Source organism: Rhizobium sp. SG570 (assembly GCF_012275345.1).
Classification (GTDB): Bacteria; Pseudomonadota; Alphaproteobacteria; order Rhizobiales; family Rhizobiaceae; genus Rhizobium; species Rhizobium lusitanum.
Genome location: NZ_JAAZQI010000002.1, coordinates 495645 through 509463, shown reverse-complemented (window position 1 = coordinate 509463; position 13819 = coordinate 495645). Strand labels below are relative to the sequence as shown.

At 59.4% G+C, this 13819-nt stretch carries 12 protein-coding genes; 3 read left to right on the top strand and 9 right to left on the bottom strand.

Annotated elements, in window-relative coordinates; genetic code table 11:
* Nucleotides 1–19 precede the first annotated feature (19 nt).
* The 7 genes from FHT28_RS06280 to FHT28_RS06250 all read right to left on the bottom strand — a co-directional run bounded on the left by FHT28_RS06280 (nucleotide 20) and on the right by FHT28_RS06250 (nucleotide 9093).
* Nucleotides 20–238 carry a twin-arginine translocase TatA/TatE family subunit gene (locus tag FHT28_RS06280; RefSeq protein ID WP_037202803.1) on the bottom strand — a complete coding sequence of 73 codons (219 nt, stop codon included), beginning with the start codon at nucleotides 236–238 and terminating at the stop codon, nucleotides 20–22.
* Between the two features lie 245 nt (nucleotides 239–483).
* A complete protein-coding gene (gene scpB, locus FHT28_RS06275) occupies nucleotides 484–1176 on the bottom strand; it encodes an SMC-Scp complex subunit ScpB (RefSeq protein ID WP_037201783.1) in 693 nt (230 codons plus the stop codon).
* Nucleotides 1177–1220: 44 nt separating this feature from the next.
* A complete protein-coding gene (locus FHT28_RS06270; RefSeq protein ID WP_047557831.1) occupies nucleotides 1221–2066 on the bottom strand; it encodes a ScpA family protein in 846 nt (281 codons plus the stop codon).
* 23 nt (nucleotides 2067–2089) lie between these two features.
* Nucleotides 2090–3103, bottom strand: a complete 1014-nt coding sequence (nagZ, locus tag FHT28_RS06265; RefSeq protein ID WP_047557918.1) for a beta-N-acetylhexosaminidase — start codon at nucleotides 3101–3103, stop codon at nucleotides 2090–2092.
* Between the two features lie 129 nt (nucleotides 3104–3232).
* Entirely contained in the window at nucleotides 3233–5998 is a 2766-nt protein-coding gene (locus tag FHT28_RS06260) for an SPOR domain-containing protein (protein WP_168595795.1), read from the bottom strand.
* Nucleotides 5999–6059: 61 nt separating this feature from the next.
* The gene (gene argS, locus FHT28_RS06255) at nucleotides 6060–7820 is read right to left on the bottom strand and encodes an arginine--tRNA ligase (RefSeq protein WP_037201778.1); all 1761 of its coding nucleotides are present in this window, start codon (nucleotides 7818–7820) and stop codon (nucleotides 6060–6062) included.
* Nucleotides 7821–7875: 55 nt separating this feature from the next.
* Nucleotides 7876–9093: a deoxyguanosinetriphosphate triphosphohydrolase gene (locus tag FHT28_RS06250; protein ID WP_168595794.1), complete on the bottom strand. Its 1218-nt coding sequence runs from the start codon at nucleotides 9091–9093 to the stop codon at nucleotides 7876–7878.
* Nucleotides 9094–9381: 288 nt separating this feature from the next.
* Between FHT28_RS06250 and erpA the strand changes: the two genes are divergently transcribed.
* Entirely contained in the window at nucleotides 9382–9714 is a 333-nt protein-coding gene (gene erpA, locus FHT28_RS06245) for an iron-sulfur cluster insertion protein ErpA (RefSeq protein ID WP_034505246.1), read from the top strand.
* Nucleotides 9715–9841: 127 nt separating this feature from the next.
* Nucleotides 9842–10633 (top strand): exodeoxyribonuclease III, encoded by a 792-nt coding sequence (gene xth, locus FHT28_RS06240; protein ID WP_168595793.1) that lies wholly within the window; start codon nucleotides 9842–9844, stop codon nucleotides 10631–10633.
* A 47-nt stretch (nucleotides 10634–10680) separates the two neighbouring features.
* Here xth and exoR read toward each other — a convergent pair whose 3' ends face one another.
* Nucleotides 10681–11484 carry an exopolysaccharide production regulator ExoR gene (exoR, locus tag FHT28_RS06235; protein ID WP_037202801.1) on the bottom strand — a complete coding sequence of 268 codons (804 nt, stop codon included), beginning with the start codon at nucleotides 11482–11484 and terminating at the stop codon, nucleotides 10681–10683.
* On the opposite strand from exoR, the gene FHT28_RS06230 reads away from it, so the two are divergent.
* Nucleotides 11450–11947: a hypothetical protein gene (locus FHT28_RS06230; protein WP_168595612.1), complete on the top strand. Its 498-nt coding sequence runs from the start codon at nucleotides 11450–11452 to the stop codon at nucleotides 11945–11947. The genes exoR and FHT28_RS06230 overlap by 35 nt on opposite strands.
* 211 nt (nucleotides 11948–12158) lie before the next feature.
* Here FHT28_RS06230 and FHT28_RS06225 read toward each other — a convergent pair whose 3' ends face one another.
* Entirely contained in the window at nucleotides 12159–13412 is a 1254-nt protein-coding gene (locus FHT28_RS06225) for an OmpP1/FadL family transporter (RefSeq protein WP_168595792.1), read from the bottom strand.
* Nucleotides 13413–13819: the final 407 nt, after the last annotated feature.

The window sequence follows — 13819 nt, the reverse complement described above, 5'->3', positions numbered from 1 at the left end:
CCGCGCCCGCCCGACTTGATTACTTCGTTTCGTCAGCCTTGTGCTCGACCGTGCGGGACGTCGTCGTCGCCGCCGGGGTCGGCTGCGCCGAAGTATCCTCGTCGTCGTTCATGCCTTTTTTGAAGCTCTTGATACCCTTGGCGACGTCACCCATCAGCTCCGGGATCTTTCCACGGCCGAACAACAACAGCGCGATGGCCAGGACGATGAGCCAGTGCCATATGCTTAGAGAACCCATTGCGATAACTCCCAATTTTTGCGTCTTCTCGATGTAAGACGTTTGCGGATGTTTTTCAAACACCAAAATGTACTGCATCCACGCATATCGATATGCCGAACGCCGTTGCGGCGACCGAACGTCTCCAACCCGAGAGAATGATTTTCATATTCGCACCGGCTAATGGCAAAAGAGAGACGCGCCATCAGTTTCGAAAAAAAGCCGGCCTTGCCGCGATCGCCCGTTGAAATGCCATTGCTTCTGGCTCAATCGCCGGAGTTTGCGCCGCTCGGCGGCAGAAGACCGAGCTCTTCCAGGTCCATCTGCGTGATGGGATCCTCGTCTTCGGTGAGCTCGTCGCTCATCAATGGCGACGGGATATTGAAATTGGCGGGGATGCGTCCGGACAACAAGCCCGCTCCCTTCAGCTCTTCGAGACCCGGCAAATCGCGCAGCTCTTCCAGGCCGAAGTGATCGAGGAAGTCGCGCGTCGTGCCCAGAGTCACCGGTCGGCCCGGCGTACGGCGACGGCCGCGGAAACGAACCCAGCCGGCTTCCATCAGGACATCGAGCGTGCCCCTGGAGGTCTGCACGCCCCTGATATCCTCGATTTCGGCGCGCGTCACCGGCTGGTGATAGGCGATGATGGCCAGTACTTCGAGGGCGGCGCGGGACAGTTTCCGCACTTCGTTCTCATCGCGCCGGATCATGAAAGAGAGATCGGCTGCCGTCCGGAAGGCCCAGGCTCCTTCAATCTGAATGAGATTGACGCCACGCATGGCATAATCGGACTTGAGCTTCTGCATCAGGGCGGGAACATCGACGCCAGGCGCGACACGCTCGGCAATGAACGCCTCGGAAACCGGCTGAGCCGAAGCGAAGACCAGCGCTTCAGCAACGCGCTCGGCGTCGCCCAGACGGCGCTCATCGACCTCGGGCGCCGCTGTCTCGTATTCCATCCGCGGCTGGTCTTCGTCAGGATCGGTCACGCTCGCTCCCTGCCCTATTCCGCGGCTTCAAGTGACGCGTGCTTCGGCCCGCGCCGCATGTAGAGCGGCTGAAATGCGCCCTCCTGCCGGATTTCCAGCTGCCCTTCGCGCACCAGCTCGAGCGAAGCCGCAAAGGCGCTGGCGATGGCCGTCGCACGCTCGCTGGCGCTCGTCATGTAACCTACCAGATAATGTTCCAACGCGGTCCAATCGGTGATTTCACCAATCATCCGGTCCAGGATCACGCGGGCATCCGCCAGAGACCAGACGCGGCGCTTCTCGATCGTCACCTGGGTGACAGCCTGTCGCTGGCGTAGTCCGGCATAGGCACTCAGAAGATCGTAAAGACTGGCATCAAAGGCCGATTGGCGCCGATCCGGGATGTGCTCCGGCGCTCCGCGGGCAAATATATCGCGACCGAGGCGATTGCGATTGACGAGATCCGTCGCCGCATCGCGCATCGCTTCAAGGCGCTTCAGGCGGAAGGCGAGCGTCGCCGCCATCTCCTCACCCGTCGGCCCGTCTTCCTTGCTCTGTTGCGGAATGAGCAACTTGGATTTGAGATAGGCAAGCCACGCGGCCATGACCAGATAGTCGGCCGCAAGCTCTATGCGAATGCGCCGGGCGCTGTCGATGAACAGAAGATATTGCTCGGCAAGCGCCAGCACGGAGATGCGCGACAGATCGACCTTCTGGGTGCGGGCCAGATGCAGCAGCAGATCCAGCGGTCCTTCAAAGCCGGCGATATCGATGACGAGGGCCGGATCATGCGAGCCGCGTTGCGCGTCGCTTTCCTGCCACAGCTTGTCCATCGGCATTGCCGCCTGCTGAAACTTCTCCGTGCCGCTCACCTTGTTCACCCGTCAGATCCTCGGAGTTCGGTCTAGGCCACTGCAAACATAGCGTCGAATTCGGCGCGAATCGACGTCTCGTCGGCGCCATCATCATGACCGAAAGCAGCTTCCACCGCCTTGGTCCGCACCAGCGCCGCGCCGGTCAATGGCGGAACGTTGCGCACGACCTGCTGCATCTCGTCCATAACGCCATTGCAATGCAGCACGATATCGCATCCGCCCGCAACAATATTTGCAGCGCGCTCGCCGATCGTACCCTTCAGCGCATTCATCGAGGTATCGTCCGACAACAACAGGCCCTCAAAGCCGATATGGCCACGGATGATCTCCTCGATTACCTTGCGCGACGTCGTCGCTGGGTTCGTCGGATCGATATCGGTGAAGACGACATGGCACGTCATCGCCATCAATTCGTCCTTGAGTGCGACGAAAGGCATGAAATCATGCGCCTCGAGCTCAGCGCGCGGAACAGAGACGACGGGCAATTCGTGATGCGAATCGGCAAAGCCACGGCCATGGCCGGGCATGTGCTTCATCACGGGCAGGACGCCGCCGGCCTTGAGGCCTTCGGCAGCCGCACGCCCCATCTCCATCACCGTTACCGGATCGCCGCCATAGGCGCGATTGCCGATGACATTGCTGGAACCCTCGACCGGGACATCAAGCACGGGCAGACAATCGACATTAATACCGAACTTCAAAAGATCGAAGGCATGCAGCCTGGACATCAGCCAGGCTGCCCGCAGGCCGCGCTCACGATCCTGACGATAGATATCGCCCAAGGCCTGGCCGGAAGGATAATGCGGCAGGATCGGCGGGCGGATGCGCTGCACCCTGCCCCCCTCCTGGTCGATGAAAACCGGCGCGTCACGCCCGACACTGTCACGCAGGGACGCAACCAGATCGGCGATCTGGGCCGGCTCGGAGATATTGCGTCCAAACAGGATGAAGCCCCATGGCTGTTCTCCCTGATAGAAGGAGCGCTCTTCGGGCGTGATGGCATGGCCGCTGCAGCCAAGGATCATGGATTTCGATTCGGTCATGCTCGAATCATAGAGACTGACGCCGCGAAACGCGAGCGGCGTCAAGCCGGCATTCACAAAAACCGAACGGCGCAAACGAAAACGGCGGGATGAACCCGCCGCTTTGCCGAAAGACTGAAGCCAGATCCCTTATTTCGAAATCAGGCAGGTGCCACCAGCGGTGCGGTAGCGCTCGCAGATGGCCGCGGCCTCGTCCTTGGAACCGGCGACGACGCGGACGCGATAGTAGGTGCCCTTGCCGGCGATATCGGCCTTGCGGATTTCCAGCGGATGGTTGCCGATGACACTGGCGAACTTCACCTTCAGGTTCGCCTGCGACTTCTGCGCATCGGCCTCGGACGGCAGGGAAGCAATCTGCACACCATAACCACCAGCGCCGACGGTCGCGGCAGCCGGAGCGGCCTGGCGAGTTGGCGCCGGGCTTGCCGAAGCGACCTGCTGCGACTGCGGCTGAGGCTTGGGCTGCGTCTGCCGAGGCGCAACGGCGGCGGGCGCAGTTGCGGCAGCAGCGGTAGCGGTTGCCTTGGCCGGCTCCGGACGAGCGGTCGGAAGCGGGGTCGTCTTGACGACACGGATCGGCGTGCTTTCGGCGCTGGCAGCGTCGCCATCGGCGGCGGCCGGCGGCGTATTGGCGGAGGTCGGCGGCGTATTCGTGGTGGCCGGACGAAGATCGGCCGATGCAACCTGGTTGTTTGCTGCCGGCTTTGCCGCAGCTGTTGTCGTGGTGTCGACGGCAGGCTCGTCACGCGCAACCAGAGAACCGTCAGGCTTGACGATCATCGTCCGGACCTTGCGCGGCGATACCGCCGGCACCTGACCGTCATCATTGGCCGCGACATTCGCGTTGCCGCCGTCCTGATTTGGAAGCAGGCGCGGATCTTGGGTTTCACCGACGGGGGTCGACGTCACCTGATCGCCACTATCGTCATCCGGAGATACGGATTCCGGAATGAGGGTCTTCTGCACCACATCGACCGGCTGCTCGTTGGAGGAGACCAGCTCCTTCTGCTTCGGCGCCGCGGTGCCGTCGCCGGCGACGCGGTCATAAACGGCCTTGTCCTGATTGGGGACAACGGTGCCGCCTGGATTTTCCGGAGCCACCTTCACCGGATTGGCATCGGCGGTAATCACGCGCGGCTCGCCGGAGAAGTTGGAGATCGGCGATCCGTGACGGACCCAGCCGTAGACGCCGTAAGCGCCAAGACCGAGAACGGCGATGACGGCCGCGGCTGTCGCCAGGTTGCGCACCGGACGCGCCGGACGACGGTTGGCCGCCGCCGGGTTCAGCGTCATCCGGGCAACATTCTCGACCGGAGTGGCGGCTTCGCGATAGCTGCGGCGGAAATCCTCCTCCAGCGCACGCTCGAATTCATCGAATTCCTCGATCGGCTGTTTGGCAACGGCCGCAGCGGGCTGGGCCGCCGTGCTCTTCGACCAAGATGCTGCGGCGGCAGCGCCGCCGAACGCGGCACCAGCGGCCGGCTTGAACGGCTCCGATGCTGCTTCCTTGGCCGGCGTGCCCAGGAGGCTCGCCATCTCGGAATCGATGTCGAAATCATATTCCGGCGGAACGACGACCGGCTCTTCCGGCTCGATCGCCGGCAGATGCGGAACATGCGATCCCTCGAAGTTTTCGACGCGCTCTTCCGTATCGGAAATCTCGGTCGGATCGAAGGGCAGCATTTGATCGGCGTCGAACGCCGGAGCAGCCATGCTTGCGGCGGGCACGACGGGGATTGGTGCGGCCTGTACCGGCTGCGGCGCAGCCGCGGCGGCTAAAGGAGCGACAGGCGCAACCGGCGTGGCGCGTGAGACGATGGGCTCAATTGCCGGCGCAGCCGGAACCGGTTGTCTTGCAGGAGCGGATTTATCGGCCTCGGCAAAATCGAGACCGGCAAGTTCCATTTCGATATCCGCGAGATCGAACTCGAAATCCTGACCGGCAAACGGATCCTCGATATCAAAGGTGATCGGCTGCGGCGCCTCAGGCTGCGGCGCAGTCGCGGCAACCGCCGGCGCAGCGGCGTGTTCTGTGAACGAAGAACCGAAATCGCCGAAGCTGGGTTCCGCCTTCGCTACCGGATCATTGCTTCTCGGCGGAACGGGATAGCGATCCACGTCGGCCAATAGAGCATCGATCTCCGCCGAAAGGGCGGCCGCGTCAACGGTCCGCACCTTGGGCGATGCAGGCACATCGACCGCCGGGGTCGGCTGATCAGCGACAACGGGCTGCGGCTTGTAAGTTTGATACGCAGCAGCAGTTTTGGCTGGCTCGAAATCGAATGCCGTGTCGACCTGGCTTGTTTCGGGCAGCACAGGAGCGACCGGAGGAGCCACCGGGGCGGGCTGCTCGCGCGGCACGGATGGGGATGCAAGCGTAAAGTTCGCAAGCGGCAACCGCACGGTCGCGGCAGCGGACTGCGGCGTCGGCTTGACGACCGGAGGCGCCGGCGGCGGATCGAGCCGTGGCGGAGGTGAGGCCATGACCGCCTGCAAAGCCGGCGCGATCGACATTTCCAGCTCGTCGATCAGATCGCGCGCACCCATTGTAGGCTTGACCGGGGCCACAGGCTGCGGCGGCTCCTCGAACTTGGGTTCTGCTCGCACCGGTTCGGCAGGAGGCGAAACCGGAGCCTGATTGGAAAGCACCGGCTGCTCCGGCGGAACAGAAATGTCATTTGCCGGACTCATACGAGGCGTATCGTAACGCTCGAATTCGCGAAGAAGCTCGTCCTCGAGATTGAAGGCGGGCTCCTGCCGCTGAGCCGCGGGAGCTGCCTGAGCAGCAGGGCGCGGCTCAAAACCTACGATACGCGCGAGTTCTGCGAGCGGATCATCATCCGCAAAGAACTCGTCGTTTCCGCTTGCGCGATACGCCAACTGTTTTTCTGCCATCACCGTTCCACTCGAAAACGCTACAGTTAAATGCCAGCGCAATGTGGGTAAATGGTGACGTTTATCGCATTTCGTCCGGTGCTGCGGTCCCGGTTATACCAAGACCTGACTTCAAAACCGACGCGACAGCGTACACCAGCCCAAGTCTGGCAATGCTCAATTCTCGGTTCTTATCGTTAACAAATCGTAATTCAGGTAAATCTTTACCTTTATTCCAGTGTCCATGGAAGGAACTTGCTAGATCGTAAAGGTAAAAGGCGATGCGATGAGGCTCCTGCGACTGTGCCGCAGCTTCAACGATTCGCGGGAATTCCGCAATCTTGGCGACCAGCTGTAGTTCAGCCGGATCGGAGATCACGCCGGCGACCGCCTTGGCCAGGTCGAGCGATGCAATATCGAGGTCGGGGAACGCTTCCTTGGCCTGCCGGAAGATCGACATGCAGCGAGCATGCGCATACTGCACGTAGAAGACCGGATTGTCCTTGGACTGTTCCGTGACCTTTGCAAAGTCGAAGTCCAAGGGCTCGGAATTCTTCCGATAGAGCATCATGAACCGCACCGAATCGCGGCCGACTTCGTCGACGACTTCGCGCAGCGTGACGAAATCGCCCGACCGCTTCGACATCTTCACGGGCTCGCCATCGCGGAACAGCTTGACCAGCTGGCATAGAAGCACCGTCAGCTTCGCCTTTCCCTCCGATACCCCACGCGCCACGGCTTCGAGCCGCTTGACGTAGCCGCCATGGTCGGCGCCGAGAATATAGATCATCTCGTTGAAGCCGCGATCGAACTTATTCTTGAAGTAGGCGACGTCGGCGGCAAAATAGGTATAGGAACCGTCCGACTTGATCAGCGGACGATCGATATCATCGCCCACTTCCGTCGAGCGGAAGAGCGTCTGCTCGCGATCTTCCCAATCTTCAGGCAATTGTCCCTTCGGCGGCGGCAATGCGCCCTTGTAGACATAGCCCTTGAAGGTCAGGTCGTTGATCGCCGTGCGAATCAGGGCCGCGCCATTGGCGTGCAGCGTGCGCTCGGAGAAGAAGACGTCATGGTGAACGTTCAAGGCTTCGAGATCCTGGCGGATCATCGCCATCATCGCGTCGATGGCCCGATCCTTGACGATGGGAAGCCATTGATCTTCCGGCATGCCACGCAGCTTCGTGCCGAATTCCTTGGCGAGCGCTTCGCCGACCGGAACCAAATAGTCGCCGGGATAAAGGCCGGCCGGGATTTCGCCGACCGGCTCGCCGAGCGCCTCGCGATACCGAATGAACACGGACCGAGCCAGCACGTCGATCTGCGAGCCAGCATCATTGATGTAATATTCCTTGGTGACCTCGTAGCCGGCAAAACCGAGCAGGTTCGCCAGCGCGTCGCCAACCACGGCACCACGGCAATGGCCGACATGCATCGGGCCCGTCGGGTTGGCGGAGACGTACTCGACGTTGACCTTTTGGCCCAAGCCGAGGGTCGAGCGACCGAACCGCTCTCCCTCGGAGATCATGGTCGACAAGAGACGCTGCCAGTAGCCGACCGAGAGGCGGATATTGATGAAGCCCGGACCGGCGACCGAAACCTCGGCGACGTCTGCGTCTTCCTTCAGCTTGGCGACGATAATCTCGGCGAGCGCGCGCGGATTGGTGCCGAGCGCCTTGGACAGCACCATGGCCGCATTGGTGGCGACATCGCCATGGCTGGCATCTCGCGGCGGCTCAACGCCGATACGCCCGAAGTCGAGTTCAGATCGCTTTTCTCTTACAATATCAATTTGCTCGAGAGCGTTCTTAATTCTTGCTTCGAAGTCGGTGAAAAGGTTCATGATATGGTCCACGCATAGCTTGGGCGGGCCGCTGTCGGCCCAACGCCGCCGCTGCCTATCTCAAATCGGGAGTCTGGTCAAACAGCCGCTTGTGAGCACTGATGGCATAGGTGTCGGTCATGCCAGCCAGATAGTCGCCGACATGTCGAGCCTTGGCGGCGACGGCAAGGCCGGCGATATGGTCGACCCAATAATGGCTCTGCATCTCCTTGGGATTGTCCATATAGGCACGGAAAAGATCCGTAACGATCTGTGCCGCGCCGGCACGGATACGCATGATATCCGGGTGGCGATAAATGCGCTTGAACAGCATCTGCTTGATCTGCTTATCGGTTTCGGCCATCTCGGGCGAGAAAGTCGAGATGATGCGGCCGGCGCCGCGGATATCGGCAACGCTTTCAGGCTTGATCTCGGCGAGCGCTTGCTGTGATACCGCAATCACATCCTCGACCATGCGGGTGATCTGCCGGCGCATGATCTCATGCGTGAACCGGCTCGGCTCCAGATGCGGATAGCGCGCCCTCACCTCCGCCATGAGCCCGGAGAGAAACGGCACCTCCTCCAGCATGTCGAAGGTCAGATAGCCGGAGCGAAGGCCGTCATCGATATCATGCGTGTTGTAGGCGATGTCGTCGGCGATCGCCGCAACCTGCGCCTCCAGACTGGCATAGGTGGCAATTTCGAGATCATGGATTTCGCAATAGTCCAGGATGGGCTGCGGCACCGGGCCATGGGTGCCATTGCCGTCGGGCGTCATCAGCGGACCGTTGTGCTTGACCAGGCCTTCGAGCGTCTCCCAGGTGAGATTGAGCCCATCGAATTCGGCATAACGCCGCTCGAGCTTCGTCACGATGCGCAGGGATTGCGCATTGTGGTCGAAGCCGCCATAGGGCAGCAGCATCTCGTGCAGCGCGTCTTCGCCGGTGTGCCCGAAGGGCGTGTGGCCGAAATCGTGAACCAGCGCCACGCCTTCGGCCAGATCCTCATCCAGCTTCAGCGCGCGCGCCAGGGCGCGAGCAACCTGCGCAACTTCGATCGTATGCGTCAGGCGCGTGCGGTAGTGATCGCCGTCCTGAGCAATGAACACCTGCGTCTTGTGCTTCAGTCGCCGGAAGGCCGTTGTGTGGACGATCCTGTCGCGGTCACGCTGGAATTCGGAACGCGTCGGGCTCGCCCCCTCTTCATAGAGCCGGCCTCGCGATGCCCAAGGGTCCGTCGCGTAGGCGGCCTTTTCTCCATAACCGAAACCCAATGCATGCCTGTCGATCGTCATTACCTATCCATTCCGGCATTAGTACCCTGCACGCTCAAACGCGCGAAGGGCGTTTCATTTCAGTCGGCCAATGGTATTCCTCCAAACATGGAGCAGCCCAGCCCATTGACGTCGCTTTGCAGCCTTCATACCTATAGACAAGAAAACAGCAAAATGGTGTGTGGCTCAACCACGAAACCATAGCTGTCACCGGCCTGACTTTCATGATAAAGGCTATGGATATCAGCCGTTTGAAAGTTCGACGGCGTAATGGTTCTCTCCGGATCTTGACCCCGGCAGGAGGAATGCATGACTGAGACAAACGTAACCCTATCGGACGCCGCGGCAAAGCGAATCGCTGATATCGTCGGCGCAGAGGCTGGCAAACGGGCGCTTCGCGTCGCCGTCGAAGGCGGCGGCTGTTCCGGCTTTTCCTATAAATTCGATCTTGCCGAAGGCCCCGAAGACGATGATATCATTGTCGAAAAGGGTGATGCCACCGTGCTGATCGACCAGTTGTCGCTGGTCTACATGGCCGGTTCCGAGATCGATTTCGTCGACAATCTGCTCGGGCAATCCTTTCAGATCAAGAATCCGAATGCTGTCGCAAGCTGTGGCTGCGGCACCAGTTTTTCGATCTGACACGTCAGCTTTTTCCACAGCTTGATCGCCGGCCGGAGGCCTTTGCTCCCGGCCGGCTTTCACATGGGCGGTAGTCAAGTCCACTTGCTGCGGATACAACAAGGCGAAGCAAAGGAACGAGCCGCCCATGAAAATCGCCACCTGGAACATCAACGGCGTCAAAGCGCGTATCGAGAACCTATGCCAGTGGCTGAAGGATTCGCGCCCGGACATCGCCTGCCTGCAGGAGATCAAGACGGTCGACGAAGGTTTTCCGCGCCTGGAGATCGAGGCGCTCGGCTATCATGTCGAGACGCACGGGCAAAAGGGTTTCAACGGCGTTGCGATTCTCTCCAAGGTCAAGCCTGACGAAGTGACGCGCGGCCTGCCCGGTGACGATGGCGATGAGCAAGCCCGCTTCATGGAAGCGGTGTTTTCCATCGAAGGACGCGGCGCATTGCGTGTCTGCTGCCTATATTTGCCGAACGGCAACCCGATCGATACGGAAAAATACCCCTACAAACTCGCTTGGATGGAACGTCTGCGAAAATTCGCTGGGGATCGCCTGGCGCTGGAAGAACCGATCATTCTTGCCGGCGACTACAATGTTATCCCGGAGCCGCATGATTGCTTCGACCCGAAGGTATGGGAAAACGATGCGCTGTTCCTGCCCCAGACCCGCCGGGCTTTCCGCCAGCTCGAACATCTCGGCTTCACCGACGCAGTCCGCGCCACCACCGATGCGGTCAAACTCTATTCATTCTGGGATTATCAGGCCGGTGCCTGGCCGAAGAACAACGGCATCCGGATCGACCATCTGATGCTGTCGCCGGAAGCGGCCGATCGCCTTGCGGCGACCGCGATCGAGAAACACGTGCGCGCTTGGGAAAAACCCTCTGACCACGTCCCGGTCATCGCGCATCTCGATTTCAGCAGCTAAGCTTCGATTTCGAACCAATCAGCTGAGTGTCGTCTTAAGGCGCCGGATCAATCGGAACCGGCGACATCCAGCTGGTGCGCCATGGATACTGCGACACGGCGGTCATTCTCATTAGCCAGCGAGAAAGCCTGCTCCTGCATGTCTTCCATCCAGCTGCAATCCTGCGGTTTGCACTTGTCGAGCGCCGCGGTCAAGAACGCCAGGCCGCGGACGGATTGACCTTCCTGGAACAGGAGATTGCCAAAAACGGCCATGGCACCCGGATGGCCGCTCTTGCGCGCCTGGTTCAGCCACTTCTTCGCCTGCTGCACGTTGGTGGCCCCGCCCTCTCCGGACAACAGCATCTGAGCCAGCTGGAACTGTGCCTCGGGAACACCGAAAGTCGATGCGACCTGGAAATAGAGCTGGCGCGCCTGATTGAGATCGATCTTGACCGGGCTGTTGGCAATGCCGGTCTTGTAGTAGCTGGCAAGGGCGAGCAGCGCGTTGATGAAGAAGCCTGTATCTTCAGAGCCCGGCTCGACGCCCTGCTGGGCAATCTCGCTGTAAATCTTGAAGGCTTCGAAATCGTTCTGCGCGACACCGTCGCCATCGGCATACATGTTGGCGAGAGCCCAACGCGAACCGGTATGCCCCTTTTCAGCGGCATATTTGTAGGCTTCGACCGCCTCTTCCTTCTGACCGTTCTTGTAGGCTCGGAAGCCGAATTTGAAGAGATCGAACGGCCCCGATTCCTTGGTGACCCCGGCATTGATATCGAATGCCCGGGCTTGGCCCGCCAGCGCCACGGAAGCGGCAAGGGACAGGCTGAGCATCATGACTCTCGCTGATATGAACTCAGACTTAAACATAACAGTCGATTTCTTTCGCTCCATCCGCATCTGCCACGGCGATTCCATATACATCGTCAGATCTGCGAATGTTTTCCCTGACCATGCACGAGACTGCAAAATCCCCCGCGAGGAAGATTCCTGCGGCATTAAAACGATGCCGTTTGCCACATTTGCGACCATAGCCTGCAATTATGTCCAAACCAGCATTTCGGCGGTCATTATCGTATCCGGCGGCTGGAACGGCGTTCCCACTCATCTTCCCGCGGATGATGGTAAACATCGTTCGGTGTGCGGCATTCCCTGGCAGACAACGAATTCCCAGCTGCTTCGGAAGCGCTGCCGCCCCGATCCCGGATTGTTGTTCATGCCAAAGTGGAAGTTCACCCATCAACCGCTTACGCACCCTCTACAAGGCTTACCCCTGTGCCCACGTAATCGCTGCTCCCCATTTGTGGCGGGAAATGGACAAATTGTAATCTGATCACGTGGCCGTAATCTCTTGAAATAGACTGTTGCTAATTCGTCACAAAAATTTGACCGACCTTGAGGCTTCATTAACCATAACGTGCCCAGGTAGATCATTTTCGAGCGTGTTTCCCCACGGCTTCACAATGAAACGCCGCGAGACCAAGAAGGCTCGCGGCGTACAGATCACTTAAATAAAATATAGTCTTTAATCCAAAGGCTTATCGTTAGAAGCTCACCTTCATCGACGTCTGGAGAGCCGCGACCAAATCATTGCCGAAGCTATAGCTGGCATCGTTGCCGTAGACTATGCCGCCGCGTGTGACCGGCCCGGATTTGCCTGATGTCATCAGGCCAAGCGCACCGCCGAAGTTGAACTGGACATGCTCCGTCGGTTTGTAGGCAACACCCGCACCAAGCGTCCAGGTATCCGAATTCATGCCGTATCCGTCACTCGTGCCGCGATCCCAGCCCAGGCTGACGGCGCCGCTCCACTTGTCATTGAACTTGTGCCCGATGCCGCCACTAATGGTCCAGCCGTCGCGGTACAGCAGATCAAGCGAGGTGAGCTCCGTGGCACCACCGACCTTGCACGACGTGCCGCGCGTCGATGTCGGGCAAAGAGCGATGCTTTGCAGAATGCTCCAATTCGTCCACTTCACCGAGCCGAAAGCGAGCCAGTCCGGCGCTATGCCGCTTTGCACCTTCCATTCCAGCGAGTCGGGAGCATCGGCCGATCCGAAGACGGACGTGAGCTTGCCAAAGAACGGGCGGATCGGCGGCAGTTCCGTCAGATCGACACTGCCCTTGAGGTTGTCGTACTTGACCCGGCTGTTATAGACGAGACTCGTGCGGAAGGCATATTCCGGTATTTCATAGGCGAGACCGGCGCGCCAGCCCCAGCCGTGACCGTCCACATCAAGCGAACCGACACCATCGTAGACGGAGGAAAGCGGAGCCGGAATGACCGAGACAAGACGGGACTTGAAGCCACTGACTTCCTGATAGAAGCCACCGCCGATCAGACGCAAGTCGCCCGGACCCGCATCGAACTTGTACGAGCAGGTGGCCGCATAATTGTTCGTGCTGACCTTGACCTCGCTCTCATTGTTGGCACCGGCCCAGTTCAGGCCTTCGTTAAGATGCCCACCGAACGGCTGAGAGTAATCAGCCATGCAATCGAGGTCGTCGGTGATGCCGATCTTGAAAGCGACATAGGGCATCGCATAATTTTCCGAGGCATCGGTCGAGTGACTACGGCCGTTGAGGTTGCCGTCGCTCGGATCGGTATCCTTCGCATTCTTCAGTTTACGGTCGGGCATGACGTAGGTAACGCCGGACTCGAAAACATATCGTCCCTTGTCGAACAGCAGATCGATATCATAGCCGGAACGATCAAGACCGCCCGCAAAAGCGGCGCTTGCGAATGATGAACCGATGACGAGCGCAAATGCCCCCCTCAACGCAACAGAAAATGCCATTGTGTCTCCCCCACCTATGCATTCATTCATTCGATTGTTGCGACGATCGTTTGAATTGGCAATGCGGCCTTTGGGAGCGACAACGACTTTAGGTAACAATTGATTTACGTAAGAAAACGAACTCCATGCCAGAATATCTACAATTTTAGGCAATTTTTGCTTCTGAAATATCATTTTCATCCCCACGTAGATTCTCATTCTTCACGGCAACAAATCTGTTACAATCTGACAACAGTTCCGCTTTTCGACAATACCCACCATATTTGAGGGTAAACCATTTCACCTGTGCGAAACTGGTGGCGGGCCAAAGACATATTTTCTCCAGTCAATCCAAGTCGAATCGACGGACAAACAAAAGGGCACGCGACTTTCGTCGGCGTGCCCTTTCCTTGGATAAAAGCCTTGGT